The sequence below is a fragment of the Thomasclavelia saccharogumia DSM 17460 genome, from assembly GCF_000686665.1.
In the GTDB taxonomy this organism is placed as follows: Bacteria; Bacillota_I; Bacilli_A; order Erysipelotrichales; family Coprobacillaceae; genus Thomasclavelia; species Thomasclavelia saccharogumia.
Genome location: NZ_JMLH01000035.1, coordinates 1 through 19,646 on the forward strand (window position 1 = coordinate 1; position 19,646 = coordinate 19,646).

Annotated in this window: 18 protein-coding genes and 1 other annotated feature; of the genes, 5 read left to right on the top strand and 13 right to left on the bottom strand. The window is 32.3% G+C overall.

The window, feature by feature from the left end:
• Window positions 1-295 precede the first annotated feature (295 nt).
• Together BR82_RS15515 and BR82_RS0108705 are read right to left on the bottom strand one after the other, a co-directional pair.
• Window positions 296-1,402 carry a MobA/MobL family protein gene (locus BR82_RS15515; protein WP_240474532.1) on the bottom strand — a complete coding sequence of 369 codons (1,107 nt, stop codon included), beginning with the start codon at window positions 1,400-1,402 and terminating at the stop codon, window positions 296-298.
• A gap of 398 nt (window positions 1,403-1,800) precedes the next feature.
• Entirely contained in the window at window positions 1,801-2,034 is a 234-nt protein-coding gene (locus BR82_RS0108705) for a helix-turn-helix domain-containing protein (RefSeq protein WP_027089873.1), read from the bottom strand.
• 175 nt (window positions 2,035-2,209) lie between these two features.
• Here BR82_RS0108705 and BR82_RS0108710 point away from each other — a divergent pair, with 175 nt between their 5' ends.
• Both BR82_RS0108710 and BR82_RS0108715 read left to right on the top strand, forming a co-directional pair.
• Window positions 2,210-2,827, top strand: coding sequence for a helix-turn-helix domain-containing protein (locus BR82_RS0108710; RefSeq protein ID WP_027089874.1), 618 nt, complete (start codon window positions 2,210-2,212; stop codon window positions 2,825-2,827).
• A gap of 87 nt (window positions 2,828-2,914) precedes the next feature.
• Complete coding sequence (locus BR82_RS0108715) at window positions 2,915-4,207, top strand: tyrosine-type recombinase/integrase (protein WP_027089875.1); 1,293 nt, start codon at window positions 2,915-2,917, stop codon at window positions 4,205-4,207.
• Window positions 4,208-4,341: 134 nt separating this feature from the next.
• On the opposite strand, the gene BR82_RS0108720 is transcribed toward BR82_RS0108715, so the two are convergent.
• Together BR82_RS0108720 and BR82_RS0108725 are read right to left on the bottom strand one after the other, a co-directional pair.
• A complete protein-coding gene (locus tag BR82_RS0108720; protein ID WP_027089876.1) occupies window positions 4,342-4,656 on the bottom strand; it encodes a TfoX/Sxy family protein in 315 nt (104 codons plus the stop codon).
• A 256-nt stretch (window positions 4,657-4,912) separates the two neighbouring features.
• Window positions 4,913-5,959, bottom strand: a complete 1,047-nt coding sequence (locus tag BR82_RS0108725) for a CapA family protein (protein WP_027089877.1) — start codon at window positions 5,957-5,959, stop codon at window positions 4,913-4,915.
• A gap of 94 nt (window positions 5,960-6,053) precedes the next feature.
• Here BR82_RS0108725 and BR82_RS0108730 point away from each other — a divergent pair, with 94 nt between their 5' ends.
• Entirely contained in the window at window positions 6,054-6,503 is a 450-nt protein-coding gene (locus BR82_RS0108730; RefSeq protein WP_027089878.1) for a GNAT family N-acetyltransferase, read from the top strand.
• 125 nt (window positions 6,504-6,628) lie between these two features.
• On the opposite strand, the gene BR82_RS0108735 is transcribed toward BR82_RS0108730, so the two are convergent.
• The 5 genes from BR82_RS0108735 to BR82_RS0108755 all read right to left on the bottom strand — a co-directional run bounded on the left by BR82_RS0108735 (window position 6,629) and on the right by BR82_RS0108755 (window position 10,448).
• Entirely contained in the window at window positions 6,629-7,741 is a 1,113-nt protein-coding gene (locus tag BR82_RS0108735) for an aminotransferase class I/II-fold pyridoxal phosphate-dependent enzyme (RefSeq protein WP_027089879.1), read from the bottom strand.
• Window positions 7,741-8,469: an amino acid ABC transporter ATP-binding protein gene (locus BR82_RS0108740; protein WP_027089880.1), complete on the bottom strand. Its 729-nt coding sequence runs from the start codon at window positions 8,467-8,469 to the stop codon at window positions 7,741-7,743. Before BR82_RS0108740 ends, BR82_RS0108735 begins: the two co-directional genes overlap by 1 nt.
• Window positions 8,462-9,142, bottom strand: a complete 681-nt coding sequence (locus BR82_RS0108745) for an amino acid ABC transporter permease (protein ID WP_027089881.1) — start codon at window positions 9,140-9,142, stop codon at window positions 8,462-8,464. Before BR82_RS0108745 ends, BR82_RS0108740 begins: the two co-directional genes overlap by 8 nt.
• 2 nt (window positions 9,143-9,144) lie before the next feature.
• A complete protein-coding gene (locus BR82_RS0108750; protein WP_027089882.1) occupies window positions 9,145-9,888 on the bottom strand; it encodes a transporter substrate-binding domain-containing protein in 744 nt (247 codons plus the stop codon).
• A 47-nt stretch (window positions 9,889-9,935) separates the two neighbouring features.
• Window positions 9,936-10,143: a binding site (T-box leader), on the bottom strand.
• A gap of 50 nt (window positions 10,144-10,193) precedes the next feature.
• Window positions 10,194-10,448, bottom strand: coding sequence for a hypothetical protein (locus BR82_RS0108755; RefSeq protein ID WP_027089883.1), 255 nt, complete (start codon window positions 10,446-10,448; stop codon window positions 10,194-10,196).
• A 188-nt stretch (window positions 10,449-10,636) separates the two neighbouring features.
• Here BR82_RS0108755 and eno point away from each other — a divergent pair, with 188 nt between their 5' ends.
• Window positions 10,637-11,905: a phosphopyruvate hydratase gene (gene eno / locus BR82_RS0108760; protein ID WP_027089884.1), complete on the top strand. Its 1,269-nt coding sequence runs from the start codon at window positions 10,637-10,639 to the stop codon at window positions 11,903-11,905.
• Window positions 11,906-12,066: 161 nt separating this feature from the next.
• Window positions 12,067-12,810: a LytR/AlgR family response regulator transcription factor gene (locus BR82_RS16370; RefSeq protein WP_051592798.1), complete on the top strand. Its 744-nt coding sequence runs from the start codon at window positions 12,067-12,069 to the stop codon at window positions 12,808-12,810.
• 701 nt (window positions 12,811-13,511) lie between these two features.
• On the opposite strand, the gene BR82_RS0108770 is transcribed toward BR82_RS16370, so the two are convergent.
• From BR82_RS0108770 to BR82_RS15525, 4 genes are read right to left on the bottom strand one after another with little or no spacing between them, the layout of a single operon-like run.
• Window positions 13,512-14,363, bottom strand: a complete 852-nt coding sequence (locus BR82_RS0108770; RefSeq protein WP_027089885.1) for a class C sortase — start codon at window positions 14,361-14,363, stop codon at window positions 13,512-13,514.
• The gene (locus tag BR82_RS0108775; protein WP_027089886.1) at window positions 14,363-15,217 is read right to left on the bottom strand and encodes a class C sortase; all 855 of its coding nucleotides are present in this window, start codon (window positions 15,215-15,217) and stop codon (window positions 14,363-14,365) included. Before BR82_RS0108775 ends, BR82_RS0108770 begins: the two co-directional genes overlap by 1 nt.
• 51 nt (window positions 15,218-15,268) lie before the next feature.
• Entirely contained in the window at window positions 15,269-16,900 is a 1,632-nt protein-coding gene (locus tag BR82_RS0108780; RefSeq protein ID WP_027089887.1) for a SpaH/EbpB family LPXTG-anchored major pilin, read from the bottom strand.
• A 22-nt stretch (window positions 16,901-16,922) separates the two neighbouring features.
• Window positions 16,923-19,418 carry an MSCRAMM family protein gene (locus tag BR82_RS15525; RefSeq protein WP_051592799.1) on the bottom strand — a complete coding sequence of 832 codons (2,496 nt, stop codon included), beginning with the start codon at window positions 19,416-19,418 and terminating at the stop codon, window positions 16,923-16,925.
• Window positions 19,419-19,646: the final 228 nt, after the last annotated feature.

Sequence of the window (19,646 nt, forward strand, 5' to 3'; positions counted from 1 at the left end):
CATTCGTAAATTAGTTAAAATTAAATATAACTAATTTAATTTGATAATATTTTATTCAAATTATTTTATGCCGAGAAAACTTATTTATAGTGGATATTCCTAAGTTATACTTTTTCATAAGCAAAATCTTCTTGATTTTGCTTGGTTTTAACGGTTCTTAGGAATTTGGCTCCACTGTAAATAAGGAAATTGGAATAAATTAATTTGATTGTTTGTGCCATTATATTTTGCTATTTTTTACTAATTAGCTCATATCTTTTACTTCTGTTATCCAATTTAATTTGCCAAAAATTTGTTAAAATAAAATGCTAATCAACAGCTCTGTTGTAGTTTCCTTAGCCGGAGCTGTAACAACATCTGCGATGTCCTCAACTTTTATAACAGCCTTGCTTCCATACTCTTTTTCCAGAGATTCATGGAACAGCTTGTTTTTCAACTCCCTTGCAGCGGTCAGTACCTTGGATGTTAAAAGTGCTAATGCCTTTGTTGCAGTCAGTATTATATTTAGCAACAACTCCGGTCTATTGCCCCATGCTTTGATAGAATTACGGATACGGTCTGTAATAAATTCTTTCTTTATCTGCCGTATCTTATCCTCCGGCACTTGGCTTACTAAGGCTCGGTCTACTTCGTGATTCCACTGCATACGCACCTCATTATCTTCCTTTATCTGTTCCGCTTTAGGATTATTCTTACCGATTTTCTTGGTGGCAAGGTATAATCCGTTTTTATCGAATACATGGAGCTTGTCTTTATCGTCCTCTATCAGAAGATTGATAAGGTCGGTATAGAAGCGTTTTGCCTCGTCCAGATAGTGCTCCTGCTTGAATCGCTTGTTCTTGGCGGTAAATAAGGTTCGCTCATAGACTTCGCCCTTTTTGATTATTTTACAGCCCTTACGGACATTACCACTATCATCCAGTATCTCTTTCTTAGTGCGTACATGCTTTTTCTGTTCGTTGTAGAACATATTACGTGTTGCAATCTTTTCTATGGGTTCCGGTAACAGCTCCCTTTCGGAAAAGATGAGATGGATATGATAGTTGGTCTTGCGTTTGTTATGGTGCAGGGCTGATACACACTCTATACCATATTTTTCCTTAAAGCGGTTGGTAAACATCTGTAACAGCCTGTTGGGGTCATAGAGGTCAGGGAAAGATTCCGGTAATGCTATAATCAGTTCCCTTGCCTCGATACAATTCCCCTCTGTACCGCTTTTAAGAAAATCCTGTTGATTAAATCGTGCAAGCTCCGTCCAGTAGTGGCGGTCTGTGGTTTCATAGACTGCATACAGATTTTCTTGCTTTGCGTGACTGGATATATAAGTAATCCTGCCACGGACATTGTGGAGCTTGCTCATCTGAATAAATGAATTTCGTTCGATAGTGCTTCCTCCTCTCATAAATGTTACTTAGGGAAAGAGGTGGAAGGATTATATAAGTGAGTGGACAGTTTAGGCTGTCCGTTTACGAACTCTATGCCGTATCCGGCACTACCTCAAATGCGACAGCATTTGTATAAGTCACGCTTGCGTGACTTTGCTCCCTGCAAGGGCGAAATACCCAGAGTACAAATCGAAGATTTGTGCGAAGGGTGTATTTCGCTCTCAATCGCCGAGGGCTTGCAAAAATATATTCCTTATGAAAGAAAACCACTCACTTATTCATAAAATTTCAACTCCTTTCCCGTAAGTTTTGGTTGATACCAGAGGAAGCACATGATATAATCTATTTGCGTGTAGGTATATCATGGCTTCGGTCTGATACATACCAAAGGGTGGTTTCGTAGGAAGCCACCCTTTTAAGTTACAGCAGTTTTTCGACTAACTGCTTTGACAGTATTCTTATCCCTTAAGTCCCTGCCTTCGTTGGCTTCCATGAACTGCTCCAGTATATCAGTTTTAATAAGAACCTTTCGTCCTACCTGAAGTACCGGGAGCTTCTTCCACTTTACCAAGTCTCGGAGTGTATTTCTTCCGATACCGGTATAGTCGGCTGCTTCCTCAATGGATAAGGCAATTTTCATTTCTGTCATTGAATCACCTCCCCGTGAATTGCATTATGCAATTTTTGAACTAATCCTACTATAAACCTTTTATATCATTCTGTCAAGCGTTACGAAATTTTAAAAATAATTATCAACTTGCATATTGCAATTATGAAAGATGTATGTTATAGTAGTACCATACCGAAAAAGGAGGCGTATCAGGATGAAAGATAAAGAATTACGCAAGCTAATCGGTAGCAGGGCAAAACAGCGAAGATTGGAATTAGGATTGAAACAGCCTTATGTAGCTGAAAAGATGGGAGTGACAGCTTCCACCATTCAGAGATATGAAGCCGGAACAATCGACAATACCAAGAAGCTGGTGCTGGATGGACTTTCAGAAGCACTTCATGTATCCGTGGAATGGCTCAAGGGAGAGGCAGAGGAATACGAAACAGACATTACGGATAAAAGGGAATTACAGATTCGTGATGCAATGAGCAGTATCCTAAACCGCTTACCCTTTGACCTTAATAATGAGGAAACTGACTTCTCGAAAGACCTACTGCTACTGATGTTACAGGAATATGAGTTGTTTATGGATTCGTTCCAGTTTGCCTGCAAGAACTTTAAGGGCAACACGGAGAATGCGGACATAGCAGCCACCATAGGATTTGAATCGAATAAGGAATACAACGAAATCATGTTTCTTAGGGAGATTACCCACACAGTCAATGCTTTTAATGACATGGCAGATGTGATAAGGCTCTATTCCAAGAAACCGGAGACAGCCACACAGAGGCTTGCAAATCTTTTATCGGAAGATTCCGAATCGGTATAGTTAGACAACCGGAGTTATGATATACTTACACGCAAGAAGCATTTCATCAGTTCCGATTGTCCAGTATCGAAAGGAGTAATAACGATTATGGCAAAAGGTTCTGTAAGAAAAAAAGGAAAGAAATGGTACTATCGCTTCTATGTGGAGGACGCCAGCGGAAATCTGGTACAAAAGGAATTTGCGGGTACGGAAAGCAAAAGTGAAACGGAGAAGCTGTTAAGACAGGCTATGGAGGATTACGAAAGCAAGAAGTTCATTGCAAAGGCTGACAATATCACACTCGGAGAGCTGCTCGACATCTGGGCAGAGGAAGAATTGAAGGTCGGCACATTAAGCAATGGAACTGTTGGTAATTATCTTCAGGCGGTCAACCGGATTAAGCAACACCCTATCGGCAACCGCAAGCTGAAAACAGTCACTTCGGAGCATTTACAGCAGTTTATGGATTTGCTTACCTTTGGGGGAACAGCCGGAAACTTTGTTTCCAAAGGTTACACAAAGGATTATGTGCATTCCTACTCGGCTGTGTTACAACAGGCATTCCGGTTTGCAGTATTTCCTAAACAGTTCATTACCTTCAATCCCATGCAGTATGTGGTATTAAAAAGGAAAACGGATGATGTGGATTTATTTGCAGAGGATGACCTGCCGGACGCAAATGCAATGGTACTTACCCATGAAATGTATCAGAAACTGCTGGAGGAACTCTCCAAAAGAAGCAAGGACGCAATCCTTCCGGTTCAGATAGCCTACTATGCAGGGCTTCGACTTGGAGAGGTTGCAGGACTGACTTGGCAGGACATTAACCTTGAGGAACAGTATCTTACTGTAAGGCGTAGTGTCCGCTACAACGGAACAAGACACAAAACAGAGATTGGTCCCACAAAGCGTAAAAAGGTGCGTGTGGTGGACTTTGGCGATACACTCGCCCAAATCCTTAAAACAGCCAAAAAGGAACAGCACAAGCAACGCTTTCAGTACGGACAGTTGTACCACAAAAACTATTACAAAGAGGTTCGGGAAAAGAATCGTGTGCATTATGAATATTACAGTCTTGACGGCACACAGGAAGTACCGCCGGATTATACGGAAATCTCCTTTGTATGTTTGAGGTCGGACGGGCGTCTGGAACTTCCAAGCACAGTAGAAAACGCTTGCAGGAGTGCCAGTCGGAGGGTGCCTGAGTTGGAAGGCTTCCACTTCCACACTTTAAGACACACCTACACCACCAATCTTCTGACAAGTGGAGCACAGCCAAAGGATGTGCAGGAGCTGTTGGGTCATTCCGATGTGCGTACCACAATGAATGTTTATGCCCACGCCACAAGGGAAGCAAAGCGGACTTCCGCAAGGCTCTTGGATAAGGTTGTGGGGCAATAAGAAAAAACTTTCCCTTGTAAGTTGCCCATAAGGGCAAAAACAAGGGAAAATACATACAGTTTCATAGTTTGAGGCTCTGAAAGCCTTGTAAAATAAGGAAAGTTAGTTGGATAACTCGATAAATTCCAATTTGTCTATTTCTTCCTTTTTTGTTTTGGCAATTCCTCATACATAGCATTAAACAAACCTGTTAAAAATTCCTTATTATCAACCTCATCTACAAGCAACATTTCTTTTGCCCCCTCATAAGGCAATTCATATGAAACTGTTGACATGTAACTAATCGCTGATTTTATTGGTTTTACAAGCAATCTATCATCATAGATACCACCTACGATTTTACCACGATAGTAAATAATAAATTCTCCCATCATCGCTCGATACGTAATTTCTTCTAACTCTGATAACTGCTCCAAAATGAATTGTAAATATTTTTTACTTGATGCCATAGTTTCACCCCAAATTCAATTTATTTTTATATCAAAATCACAACTCTTTTTATAGTTGATCTTTCATTTTTACTATATTAATATGATCTATCATTTACTTATCTGTTTAATATCTTTTAAGCTACGCTTGTTTTTTTTAAAATTGATATGTATTTGAGAAAATCAAAGATAAAACAGGTGATTTGTATCAGCTTAACAAAAATAAGAATTATTGGTTTATAAATTTTTACTACTGAAGATTAAAAATAAAATATTATCAATAACTATATTTTTGAATTTTATCTAAAACTCTTTGTTTTTCACTACCATCTAAAATCATTGGCTGATAATTATTTCTGCCCTTAACTGAAGTTATTGAACATGGAATAATTTCATGACTATCACCGGTATAATTACCATCTGTAAAATTCATCGTAATAGAATAGATCATTGAATCTGTATCGCTAGGATTACGATTCCCACCAAAACAAAAATTTCCTAAAGAATAAACGATCTGTTTACCATTATACTCTTCAACACCTTGAACAACATGAGGATGCGAACCCATGACTAAATCAGCACCACTATCAATTGTAAATTTAGCTAATTCACGTTGATCACTATTAGCATAATATTCGCGTTCTATCCCCCAATGATAAAATACTACGATTGTATTAGCTCCCTGATTGTTTTTTAAATCATCGATTGCATTTTTTATTGTTGCACGTCCTTGTTCATTATTCATGGAAAGAGACATTGAGCGATATCCCAAAAAACCAATTTTAATTCCCTTAACCTCTTTAACACACGCTGTTTCATAACCAAAATAACCAATTTTCTTTTCATCTAATACTTGTTTAGTATCTTTCATACCCTGAGCATAATAATCTTCTGAATGATTATTTGCTAGTGAAACAAGTTCAACACTACCACTAGTTAAAATATCCGCATATTCTTTTGGTCCACTAAAAGGAAACTGCTTTTCTGCGTGTGATGTTGCATTTGTCAACGGACCTTCAAGATTAACGATCGTTAAATCATCATCTTCAAAAACACTTTTAACATTTTTTAAAAAATATGCAACATCACTGCCTTGCTTTGCATATTCTTGATTAAATGAACCATCGTAAACCTGTCCCGCATAATTTCCTAGTGTACAATCCCCAGCAAAACTTAGTTTCACACTTGTTTTAACTGGTTCTTTTTTCTCTTCTGTTTGTACTTTTTCATCATTTTCTGTACTCTCACTGCTTTCTTCTTCAGTAATAAAAGAGCATCCAACAATAAAAAACAGCATTATTAAACAAAGTAAAATCTTTTTCATATCTCTTCCACCTCTTTATTAAAAGTATATCATACAATGAAACCTTTTACATTAAATAAAACTTTGATATAATACATATCAGGAAGTGAAAAAAATGATAAAAGAAATAAAAAATAAAATGGATTTTGATGAATTATTAACTGAAAGCGACCCTAATATCAACCTAGTTAGAGATTATTTAGAAAACGGTAAATTGTATGGTTATTTTGTAAATGATGAGCCAGTATCATTTATTGTTGTTGAAATTATCGATGGTGAAGTGGAAATTAAAAATATTTTAACTTTAGTTGCATATCGAGGTTGTGGTTATGCTAAAGCTTTAATTAAATATGTTGAAGATATCTACAGTGCTTATGATACTTTTTTGATTGGTACTGCAAACTCAAGTTTAGAAAATATAACTTTTTATACTCGTTTAGGTTATGTGTATAGTCATCGTATCGAAAATTTCTTTTTAGATTATTATCCTAAAGAAATCATTGAAAATGAAATGCAGGCAACTGATCTATTGTATTTTAAAAAAAGCAAAAAAGGTTTAAATTAAAAAAACATAGGCAGTCAATTTCTGATTGCCTTTTTATAATACTTACTTCATTTCATAAGAATTCAACCAAATTAAAAGCAGTTGATCTAAAACAATAAGATCAACTGCTTCTAATAAATATCATCCTATTTTATTTTACTATGTAACCATTTTGAAAATAATTCTAAACCTGCCTGAATATCTTCGCTTTTATTAGCAAAACCAAAGCGTAGATGATATTCTTGATTAAAACAAGCGCCAGGAACAAAGAAGACACCGGTATCTTTTTGTAATTTAAGACATAGTTCTTTTGATTTGATTGGCAGGTTATATTTTAGAAAAGCAATCGTTCCTGCTTCAGGAACAACACAATCAACTAAAGGTTCCTTTTTTAACCACTCGATTAAAATCTGACGGTTAGCAGCAATGATTTTCTTACTTCTTTCAATAATTCTATCATAATTTTCAATTACTACAGCAGCTAAATAATCATTTAGATAACCAGTTGAAATAATATGATAATCGCGTCGATCATTTATCATTTTAATAATTTCATAATTAGCTTTGATCCACCCTAATCTAAGCCCCGCAAAAGAAGTTACTTTTGATAAACTGCTCGTTGAAATTCCTCGATCGTATAGATCACTGATAGCTATTTCATCTTTACCTAAACCTTGATAAACTTCATCGCAAAGAATATATAAATTATATTTTTTAGCTAACTTGACCAATTTCAATAAAAATTCTTTAGAAAATTTTGTACTTGTAGGATTATTAGGATTAACTAAACAAATCATTTTTGTATTCTCTTTGATTTCTTTTTCAAAATCTTCTAATTTAGGTAACCAGTTGTCTTCTTCTTTTAATTGAATTAAGCTTGTCTCTACCCCAAACGATTCTGGAAAAGAATACATTTGTTGATAAGTCGGTGTAATCGTTATTAAATGATCATTTTTTTCTAACAACGAAATTAAAACTAATTCATTTGCATTAATACAACCATGACTAATTGCAATATTATTCAAATCGCCAGTTTGATACAATTTTGCAATTCCCCTACGCAAACGCTCACTGCCAGTAATAGGACCATAATCCAGCTTTGTCGTTAATAAATCATTGAGCAGCTTATCTCTGTCATCTACAAATTCTAATAAATCATTGATGCTCATTGAGGCAACACATGTTTCCGCCAAATTATAACGATAATCAACTTCATGTTCTGTCATCCAGGCCTCAACATCAAAAAAATCAATTTTCACTAATGCATCACCTTGCTTAAAAAATCTTTAGCACGTTCAGATTTAGGATTCAAAAAGAAATCTTTTGAAGGACTATCTTCTATTATTTTACCATTTTCTAAAAAAATCACCCTATCACCAACTGTTCGTGCAAATCCCATTTCATGAGTAACTACGACCATCGTCATTCCCTCAATCGCTAATTCCTGCATTACTTCTAAAACTTCAATAACCATCTCCGGATCCAAGGCACTAGTAGGCTCATCAAATAACATGACTTCAGGATCCATACATAAAGCTCTTGCAATCGCTACTCTTTGCTTTTGACCTCCTGATAATTTATTAGGATATTCATCTTTTTTATCTAATAAACCTACTCGTTCTAATAACTTACAAGCTTTTTGTTTTGCCGTTTCTTCATCCACTTGTAATACCTTAATTGGTGCTAGTGTTAAATTTTCTAAAACCGTTTTATGAGGAAACAAGTTAAAATGCTGAAAAACAAATCCCATCTTTCCTCTTAAAGCTTTGAATTTTTGGGAATCATTACTATCAAGTAATTGATTATTTATATATATTTCTCCAGATTCTGGAATTTCTAATCCGTTTATACAGCGTAAGACAGTACTTTTTCCACTTCCACTTGGACCAATCAAACAAACGATCTCACCTTTTTTTATTTCTAAGGAAACATCATTTACAGCTTTCAAATCTTTAAATTGTTTAACAATATTTTTAACTTTAATCACTTTCAGATAACTTCCTTTCTATCTTTCTTGCAAAATAAGATGTCGTTAATGTCATAATTAAATAAAAGACTGCTGACATTAATAATGGCGGAATTAAATTAAAGGTGTTAGCTCCTAAAATTTGCGCTGAATATAATAACTCTGTAGCTCCTAAAACCGAAATCAATGATGAATCTTTGATCAATGTAATAAACTCACTAACTATTGGCGGAACGATTCTTTTAAAAGCCTGAGGCAAGATAACTAGTTTCATCGTTTGACTATAATTCAATCCTAAAACTTCACATGCTTCCCATTGTCCTTTATCAACTCCCATAATACCACTACGAATCAGCTCCGTTGAATAAGCCCCACTATTAATACTCATAGCTACAGCACCACAAACATAAGGATCTGGGATAAATCTTTCCCCTGTAATTGCTCTTACCATTAATGGAAAAGCAATATATAAAAATAATATTTGTAGTAACATCGGCGTACCACGGATCAATTCAACATAAATATTTCCAATAATTCTTAAAACCCTATGTTTAGAAATTTTTGCCGCAGCTCCCAAAACACCCAAAATCAATCCAAATACTAAAGCACAAGCAGCTAGTAAAAGTGACTTACCAGCTCCTTGTAATAAAAAAATCAAATTATCAGCAGTAAAAAATCCGATCAATGCATTCACGATTATGCTCCCCACTTAGTTTTCAACTCTTGATATTTATCTGATTCAACAAAAACTTTTAATGCTTCATTAATATCATCCATTAGATCCTGATTATTCTCATTAGTAATAATTAGATTTTCCTCTTCTAATAAAGTTTCATCTAACATTCTATAACCAGCTTCTTTAACATAGTTTTTAGCTACAGCTTCATCCAAAATAACAGCATCAATTCCCCCAGAATTTAATGTTTCAATTAAAACTTTGACATCTTTAACAGCCTTAACATTTGCACCGTCAATTTCATTAGCAACACTTTCACCAGTAGCAGCTAATTGAGCCCCAATATTTTTACCATTTAAATCTGCCACTGTAGTAATTGGACTGTCACTAGCAACCAAAGCAACTTGTCTAGAATCATTATACTTATTTGACCATATAACATTTTCCCATTCCTCATGATAAGTAAAACCAGAAATACCCAAATCAATTTGATCAGCTACTAAACTAGTTGAAATTGTATCAAATGATAATTGTTTGAACTCATATTCATAATCATGTCCATTTTCTTTCATAATATTAAATAGTTCTTCAGTCATATCGATATCAAAACCTACCATTTTATCCCCATCTAATGATTCATATGGTGGATAATCAGGTGATATCCCAATTAAAATTTTCTTACTCGAACTATCTGCATTTCCACCACAAGCAGCCAGTGAAACGGCCATTACACATACTAACAATACTTTTAATAATTTTTTCATTTTTCTTCTTTCCTTTCTCCAGCAAAAATAAAAGTCCCTTAGCTAAGCTAAGAGACGAAATTTCCGCGGTACCACTCTTATTGATATAAAGATATATCCCCTCTTGTCTGTAAAGTAGACTTACTGACTATCCTACTGTCAATTTCAAATAGTCCTCTTCAAAGTGCGGTTCATTTAATCTTGTTTACCAGTCTTACACCACCACCAGCTCGCTTAAAAACGCAATCAAACTACTCTCTTTATCAACGAGTTTATAATATATAGTTGTATTATATAAAAAATCAATTTATTGTCAACTGTTTTAGTTATTTTATCTTAAGAAATTTATGATTAAAGTGATCAATTTGTTTACAAGTTTTCTCTAATATTTCATTATATCCTTCTAATTCATTTAAAGTCTCATCAAGCATCTCATTTGTTTGGTTGATCCTCTCAATATTTTGCTGATATTTTTTTGTATTCAAACGTTTTTTTTCATCACTGCGAAGTAACATCAAACAACCTAAGATCAATAATCCAAAAATACCGATAATCATTAAAAACCATTTTATCATTTCCATCTTATCACCTACTTTAGTATACCACATTTATCCAAGCTACTCAAAATATCCATATAATTTCTTTCATATAATCGAAAATTTACTGACAATATTAATTAATTTACATTATAACTTATCTAAACAAAATAGCAATATTTGATTAAAGACTAAAAAAAAGCTCATACTAAATAAGAAGGAGTGATGAAATTATGCCATATATTACTGATATATATGCAAGACAAGTATTAGATTCAAGAGGGTTTCCCACTATTCAAGTTGAAATAACAACAGAAAGCGGTTTTCAAGGCAGTGCTATTGTCCCTAGCGGTGCCTCAACAGGAAAATACGAAGCATTAGAATTACGTGACAATGATGAAATGCGTTATTTAGGTAAAAGTGTCTTTAAAGCCGTTAATAATGTAAACGAAACAATCAATCGCTTATTAAAACAAAAAAGCGTTTTGAATCAACGTGAAATTGATTTAGCAATGATTCGCTATGATAATACTGAAAACAAATCTAAATTAGGAGCCAATGCTATGTTAGCAGTATCTTTAGCCACAGCAAATTGCGCAGCTAACTATCTTGACATTCCCTTATATCGCTATTTAGGAGGATGTAATGCAAAAATATTACCAACACCAATGATCAACATTATAAATGGCGGCTCACATGCTACGAATTCTCTAGATTTTCAAGAATTTATGATCATGCCTATCAGCGCTAATTCTTTCTATCAGGCAATGGAAATGGCAACAAATGTCTTCCATACTTTAAAAAATATTCTTAAAAAAAACAATCTAGCGACCTCCGTTGGTGATGAAGGCGGCTTTGCACCAAATTTAGAAAGTAATGACGATGCATTAGATTTGATCATTAAAGCAATTAAAGAATGTCATTTAGAACCTGGTAAAGATATTGCTATTGCTTTGGATGTAGCCTCTAGTGAACTATATCATGATAGTATTTATACGATCAATGGTCATGATTATACAAGTGAAGAACTAATCAAATATTATGAACAATTGATAAGCAAATATCCTATCATTTCAATTGAAGATGGTTTAGACCAGGAAGATTATGAAGGATGGAAAAAACTTACTAACAAATTGAAAGATAAAATTCAATTAGTGGGTGATGATTTATTTGTTACAAATACTAAAAGATTACAAGCTGGTATTGATGGACATTATAGTAACAGCATTTTAATTAAACTGAATCAGATTGGTACTTTAACAGAAACGATCGATTGTATTGAATTAGCACGCAAAAATAATATTGCTCCGATTATTTCTCATCGATCTGGAGAAAGTGAAGATACTTTTATTGCTGATTTAGCTGTTGCTTTAAATATCGGTCAAATCAAAACTGGTTCAATGTCTAGAAGTGAACGTATTTGTAAATATAATCGGCTTTTAAAAATCGAAGATGATTTAGCTGGCAGTTCTTATTATCAAGGCAAAATAAATAATAAATAAAACGACTAATTTTGATTAAGTCGTTTTTTGTATTAATGAATAAAACAATTTGCTTTTTGTAATAAAATTTGTCATACTTATAAAAGCAGCCAACAAAAACAATTTATTTCTCTATATATTAAATCACTATTTAGTAGTGATATTATTAAAGGAGGAAAAAAATGTATTCAATTGCAATTTGCAATAGTGATCGATTAGATTTGTCACTACTGTCGCAATATGTGGAATTATGGCTTAATCAACATAAAGAAATTGATTGGAAAATAACTACATTTTTACAAGTTGATGAACTAGTCAAGATGATTGATAAAAAGAAATATTTCGATCTTTATTTACTTGATATCACTTTACCTGATATCAATGGTATTGAACTTGGACGAATAATTCGCAAAAATAAAAATGATAGCCCTATCATTTTTATAACATCATATCCTGATTTTGCATTAGAAGCTTATGAAATCCACGCTCTTAGATATATTACTAAACCAATAAATATCGATGAATTATATTCAGCATTAGATCTTGCATATATGTTATTTTGTAATCAACCCGTAAATACAATTTTAATCAAAGAAAATGATTCTATCACCAGTGTAGCAGTCGATGATATCATGTATATCGAAAATAAGATTCGCAGCACTACCTACACATTAAATAATAATAAACAAATCATCAGTATTCGACGTACTGGTTCTTTTGAACAGGCACTAGGGCCACTACTACAAATACCATATTTTATTCAAACTCATAAATCTTTTTTTATAAATTTAAAATATGTCAATGCTTTACACTCTAACGCTGTTACCATGGATGATGATAAAAAAATTCCCATTAGTCGAAAACATGTCTCAACTGTTCGAACAAAATATTTGGATTTTATATCGCAAAAGGGTCATTTAGTATAAGTAATAATATTAGTAAAAATTTAATTTTATTTTCTTATAATACATTACCACATTAAAATATAAATAGCAAATTTTTACATTCATTTTATTTAACCTAACTTCAAACCATTCCTATAAATCGATAATAAAAAGATATAACTTAACAAATGTACATTATCTATATTTGTTAAGTTATATAATATTCATTTTATAAATTATTGAATACATATTTCACTCTTTAAACTTATAACGCCAAAACAGTCTTTATAATACATAAAAAACAATCTTTTCAAATAATAATTTCAATGTTTAAACGCTCACTAAATATAGTGACTTTTTTGTGCAAAATTGCCCCTAATCAAGCAAAACTGACACATGTCGATAATATTTTATATGCTAAAATATTTAATGTATGTGAATACACATACTAATCACGTTGCAAAAGTAGAGAATGTTCATTAAGAGAGAAATATAGGTTGGCTGCAAAAACTATATTTTGCTATTAGTTAAAAACTGCATATTTGATACCAGATGTTTTATTAATCAAAATATAAAAAAAGCAATATTTTATTACATTCTCTGCATCCGTGATTAAATATTAATAAATGCTAAAGTATGGGCCATTTAACATTATTAATAACGAATATTGCTTTATGATAAAAACTTCAATTTATATGATAAAATTCAAGTAATAGTTATGCAGTCTTATAAAAATATCGCTATTAAGCGATATTTTTCTTTGCTCTTTTTTTACTATAAATAAAAATAATAATTACAATAATTCCCAATATTCCTATCATCACATACGGTAAATTTTTCTCTAATTCTATCTCTTGCTTAGAAGAAATAATATTACTCTTTCCATTATCAGTCACATTAGTATCAAATTCATCACTACGAATACAATAAACCACATATCTTTGATAATTATGACGATAAGGATGACAAGTAATCAATGTAACCATATCTTTATTATCTTGAATCAATATTTGATTACTTTCACTAGGATAAATTACTTTTATTTGAAAAACATTATATTCTAATTGCTCCCAAAAATTTTGAATAATTACTTTATCACCGATTTCCAGATCCTCAATCTCTCTAAAAAAAGGGGCTCCTTGATAACCACGATGTCCAGCTAAAACACAATTAGTATTTTTTCCACCAATAGGTAAAGACGTATTAGCTAGATTTACGATTCCCTTTGCCATATTTTCCTTGCTGGCACCTAAATAAATCGGCATTTCAAGACTCATTTTAGGAATTGAAATCGTTGCAATTACATTATTTTTATAATCATAATTATCTAATGTGAACTCTTCTTGCGCAAAAGTCCAGGCATCACTTATATTAGATTGTCCAGTTAAATATAAATTTTGATTATATTGATACATTTCTTGATATAAGGCATCATTTTCTTTCGATTGAGAAGAAACTTCTGTAGTTTCAAATTCATCTATCGTAGTTTTGATTTCATTACTTATCAACCAGGAAGAAATTTGTGGATATAAGAAAATTCCTAGTCCTATTAAAAAACCCATAACTGTAAGTGCAATTAGAAATTTCCTTAACATTAACGTTTCCTTACCTTTCTAGTTATTCTCTTTGTCACAAAAACAATAACCAAAATAACAACAATTACACCGATACCACTAATAATCGATTTAATATATTCTTCAAACCAAACATCACTATTACTTTTATCAGCTTCTTTTTTCTCATCATCAGGATCATACTCAACTCGATGTCCTCTAACTAATAAACGGTGACTATTTATTCCAAAAGGCGTACAAGTTACTAGAGTTACATAATCTTCTCCCTTAACAATTCTTAAATCATCAGTTTCTGTAGGCTCTACTACTTTAATATTATCAACTTCATACGCTAAAATTTCATCTAAAACATAAATATAAAACAAATCTCCTTCTTCCAAATCAACCAAATTAGTAAATAAATCAGCTGTAGAAAGACCCGAATGTGCTGATAAAACCGCATGACTGTCAACTCCACCAACTGGTAGAGAAGTTCCCACTAAATGTCCTACCCCTTTAAGCATATGTTCTTGATCAGTACCATGATAAATTGGCAAATTAACATCAATACAAGGTATTTTAATGTACCCCATAACCCCATCATCTGTAAAATTCAAAATTTCATAATATTGCTCATCAGCCATACTAATAGCATTAGGATCAAAAGGGTCTGATAAAATCACTGTCTGATTAAGTTTACGATTATATGTAAGTGCCAATTCTTTTTCCTGAGCAAGTTTTTCTTCACTGCTATTATCAATTTCTGATTGATAATCAGAAATAATATTAATTTGACTTCTTTTAGCATACATATTACTTACAAGAGGGTATAAACTTATTACTAATCCACATATAAATCCAATTATTAAAATTATTTTAACTACTTTTTTCTTCACAGTAACATCCTTTATGTAAATAAAGAACTACCAAAGTAGTTCTTTATTTAATTAATTTTCTTTTTTTCTTAACTTAACAAATACTGTTATCATACTTGCCATAATCAAGATACCACCAACAGTAAACATCCAAGTACCAGCTCCACCAGTCATTGGTAAGTTAAATCCTTCAGAGTTGCCTATAGTACCTACTGCAACTTGACTATTTGTAGGTACACTAGCAATTTCACCACCATTTTCAATTGAAGCAGTTGTTGTAAGTAGTTTATCTTCCAAATAATATTCAGCTTCACCAGTAGTTTCATTTATCACTCTAATTTCTAATTTAACATCACCATCTAATAATACATAACCATCTGGTGCTTTTGTTTCTCTTAAATAATAAGTTCCAGCATCTAATCCCACAAAATAAGCTAAACCATTTGCATCAGTTCTAACTACTTCTTCGTTTTGTAATACAACTACTTTACCATCTTTGTAAGTATAAGCAGCAATTGGTTGATGATTTTCATCTAATAATACGAATTCTGCTCCTTCAAGTTTAACTGTATTATCATTTTCATCAACTTTGTTAATTTGAACACCATAAGTAAATGATTTTACTTCATCCGAAGGTTTAGAAGTATCCCAAGTAGAAGGGTTGTTAGTATATTCAAGTTCAATTTTATTTGGGTTAGCTAAATCGCCTCCACCAATTAAAGCATTTTCATTTAATTTTGCAGCATAAGTTACTGTTACATCAGTATAGTCCATAATATTAATATACGTATAAGTAATGGTCATTGTTTTATTATCTTCACTATAATTAATTGTATAATCAGTACCTTCATCTAATGTTTTATCTTCTAATCCGCCACCAGATACAACAACTTCAACATCACCTTTAACAAAATCTAATCCTTTGCTTAAAGTATCTGTCATAACATATTTTACAGAATCAATATCTGTTGAAGCATCATAATGAGGAATATCTGCTTTAATTTCATAATTGATTTCTCTACCAATGAAATTAGTACTTTCATCTACTCTATTATCATCTTCAACAATTTTCTTAGTAATATTAACAGGTTCATCTTTTGGAGTAATATTTAAATTATAATTCCATGCATTTGTACCATTAGTAGTTTCAACCATTGGTAATGGTACTAACATTGATTTAGAAGCTACACTAGCTGAATCGCTATGAGTACCAGTTTCAACAATTAAATAGAATCCAATTTCAAGATTAACAGTAACTGAACTTCCATCATTTGGACAAGAAATTGTTGTTACTGGTTCAATACCCATATCACTAATATATTTTTGTAATGGATTAGTAAGTTTAGTTGTTGCTGAAGTAATAGGATCAGTTATGTTCCCATTATCATCTCTTTTATTTAATTCATTGGGCATTGCTGCAATATCTTTAATTGTTAAATTATCATAATCAGAATTTCCAAAGAAACCTTCAAAATTAGAATTTGCAGTATAGTTAAATACATTTTGTCCTTTTTTAGCTTCAGCATTTAAAATTTTATAAACACTAAATTCAGAACCTTTTTTTGCTATTGTAATTGATCCAGATTTTGTATCAGGATTAATTTCAGGATTATCTTTAGGGTCAACCTTATTACTTGCTCCTGCAGGCACCATTAAAGCAAATGCCATTAGGAAAACAATAATTGTGCTAAATAATTTCTTCATATTTTCCTCTCCTCATTCATATTTAATTTTTTTTATTATTTAATTTTTTTATCAATATGGCCATAAATCCCATAATCACAATTCCTAAAGATGCAATTCTTGCAGTTAATGTAGCACCAGTATTAGGCAAATTAACTCCAACTTTATCAGAAACTGTGAATGTTACAACTTTTGTATCATCAGAAAAAGTACTCTCAATGCCATTAATATCTGTCGTATCATACTCAAATGGTACACTAAACTCAATAACATCTGTTATGAGTTCATATCCAGGGGGAGCTTCAATTTCTCTGATCATATATTGACCTTCGCTAAGTTTCTTAAAATAAGCTAAGCCATTATCACCAGTAGTAGCAGTACCTTGACTAACCCACTGTTCTTGTTCATCAAGCTTAAATAACTCAAACGAAGCTCCTTTTAATACTTTTCCACTTTCACTATCTATCTTTTTAACTTTTACATTAAAAGATTCATTAATTATAGTATATCCTTCTGATTGATCACCACTAATTAGATTATCATTTTTATCATTATCAACACTGATCTCAAAAGTATTTTTAGAAGCATCAACTACTACTGTCCAGGTTGTTTCTGGTACTAAATAACCATCAGGTACAACAACTTCAGTCATTTTATAAGTGCCAGTATTAACATTTTCAAATACTACTTTTCCATCTTCACCACTAGTAACTTCAGTGCTCCAGCTACATCCCTCATCTGTCAAAAAATCACCACAATCAGTGTGAGGATCAGTACATTGACTATATCCGCCATTAGCATCTTTACAATGTTCTGTATGCTTATGCGTACACTCTAATTTAAATGTTGCATTAGCTAATGGTGTTTGAATAATTTCACCATTATCATCTAAACCGCTACCATTTTTTGTAAACTCCACAGTAGTAACTGGTCGTGGATCTGATGTCAATAATTCCTTATGATATACAAAGAAAGCTTTTATTTTGACCTCACCATCAATTATTCCAGGTGCATTATCATTACCTTTATTAGAGTTGATCCAATCAGCAATTTCTTGAGCTGTAGTAAATGTTACTCCATCCTGAGGTCCAGTAATTGTTTTATAAGCCTGTGTCTCACGATCAAAATAAGTAACTTCAAGATGATCTAATGCATAATTAGAATCATCAGATATATTAACTTCAACACTATTTGAATATCTATCTATATATACAGTATCCGGATCTTCTTCAATCGTTCCAGCATTGACATTTAAATCTTTATCACCACCAGAAACAGTTATTTCTCGCTCATCAGCAATAACATTAAAGCTAATTTTACTTTCATTGATCAAATAGCCTTCAGGTGCCTCAAACTCTAATAAATAATATTCACCAACCGGCAACGTATCATCAATCCAAAACTCACCATTATCATCAGTAATATATTCTTTATCAGAAACTCTTTCATTCGTTGAAGCATCATATAAATAATATTTGGCACCAACAACTTTTTTACCACTATAATCACATGTTGCAGATTTGCTAACTTTAATGTCAACTTTGACATCTTTTTCAGCTTTGACTGGCGTATATATCCGTGAAGTAAAATTTGTCATATAATTAAATGTTATACTATCAGGGTCAAGTCGATTTGATACATCACCAATTGGCGTATTTTTATAATAAAATACTCCATTATCTCTGTCGATTCCTAAACTAGCATAAATGATTCCACTTTGTTTTATATTCATAATCTGTAAATTTCTATTTTCTAATTCAGAATAATTTATACTAGCATCTCTGTTCATTGTGTTATATTCAATTCGAGTAATGTGAATAGTTTCACTATCGCTTCGAAAGCCGTCAGAAAATTTAACTTCTTCACCATTTCCCTCTAAGGTTGGTAAAGTAATATTTTTAGTAACTGACCAATTATTCTCGCCATTTTCTTTAATTGCTACTAGATTATCAGTAGAAATTTCCGGAGGCTGTTCAGCACCAAAAGTTAAATCTAATCTTCCTACTGAATCTCCATATTTTTGAATCGGATTACCTGATAAATCTATTTTTAGATTTCTTCTATTTCTAAACCAGACTGGCTCATCTGCAAACACAGAAGGCAAATCAGCAATACTCATAATATAATCTATTGTAATTGGTGTTAAGTCTGTAATACTATTTTTTATGTCTGGATTGGGACTATCTTCTCTATTACTCAAATCTATACTCCTAGCATTTATTAACCATTCAATTCCATAAATACTTTCAATGCCTCGATTAGATGCATCGATACTTCCATCAAATTCACCGAGTATTTCTCTAACATTTTTAGATTCATCACCAAAATAACCTTCTTCAACTAAAGCATCATATATAGCAGTTGCAAAATTTATATCTTCTACACCGGCTTCCATGATTTGATTTATCCCATTATCTCTATTCACACTATCTATTGGGCCCTGAGGAATAGTGACACTAGCTGATGATAAAACTGTAATAAACGAAAATAACAGAGCTCCCACTAATAAAAGGACTAACGATCGTTTTACCTTGTTCATACTCTCCCTCCTTTCATTTATATTTTATTTAAAATAAATAACTGCATATATTTTATTTAAAATAAATAACTGCATTGATAAAAACTTGATCAACTAATATTTAATTTTTGATAATATTGTACTATTATAAAATGTAATATTAATTAATCATATTTATAATAACATTTTTTATACTAACTAAACATTTTTTTCTCAAACGTATAATAATTACACTTTAAAATAAAGAAT

Coding starts and splice junctions, on each gene's coding strand:
- BR82_RS15515 (WP_240474532.1), bottom strand. CDS start 1,402: ATGAGAGGAGGAAGCACTATCGAACGAAATTCATTTATTCAGATGAGC.
- BR82_RS0108705 (WP_027089873.1), bottom strand. CDS start 2,034: ATGACAGAAATGAAAATTGCCTTATCCATTGAGGAAGCAGCCGACTAT.
- BR82_RS0108710 (WP_027089874.1), top strand. CDS start 2,210: ATGAAAGATAAAGAATTACGCAAGCTAATCGGTAGCAGGGCAAAACAG.
- BR82_RS0108715 (WP_027089875.1), top strand. CDS start 2,915: ATGGCAAAAGGTTCTGTAAGAAAAAAAGGAAAGAAATGGTACTATCGC.
- BR82_RS0108720 (WP_027089876.1), bottom strand. CDS start 4,656: ATGGCATCAAGTAAAAAATATTTACAATTCATTTTGGAGCAGTTATCA.
- BR82_RS0108725 (WP_027089877.1), bottom strand. CDS start 5,959: ATGAAAAAGATTTTACTTTGTTTAATAATGCTGTTTTTTATTGTTGGA.
- BR82_RS0108730 (WP_027089878.1), top strand. CDS start 6,054: ATGATAAAAGAAATAAAAAATAAAATGGATTTTGATGAATTATTAACT.
- BR82_RS0108750 (WP_027089882.1), bottom strand. CDS start 9,888: ATGAAAAAATTATTAAAAGTATTGTTAGTATGTGTAATGGCCGTTTCA.
- BR82_RS0108755 (WP_027089883.1), bottom strand. CDS start 10,448: ATGGAAATGATAAAATGGTTTTTAATGATTATCGGTATTTTTGGATTA.
- eno (WP_027089884.1), top strand. CDS start 10,637: ATGCCATATATTACTGATATATATGCAAGACAAGTATTAGATTCAAGA.
- BR82_RS16370 (WP_051592798.1), top strand. CDS start 12,067: ATGTATTCAATTGCAATTTGCAATAGTGATCGATTAGATTTGTCACTA.
- BR82_RS0108770 (WP_027089885.1), bottom strand. CDS start 14,363: ATGTTAAGGAAATTTCTAATTGCACTTACAGTTATGGGTTTTTTAATA.
- BR82_RS0108780 (WP_027089887.1), bottom strand. CDS start 16,900: ATGAAGAAATTATTTAGCACAATTATTGTTTTCCTAATGGCATTTGCT.
- BR82_RS15525 (WP_051592799.1), bottom strand. CDS start 19,418: ATGAACAAGGTAAAACGATCGTTAGTCCTTTTATTAGTGGGAGCTCTG.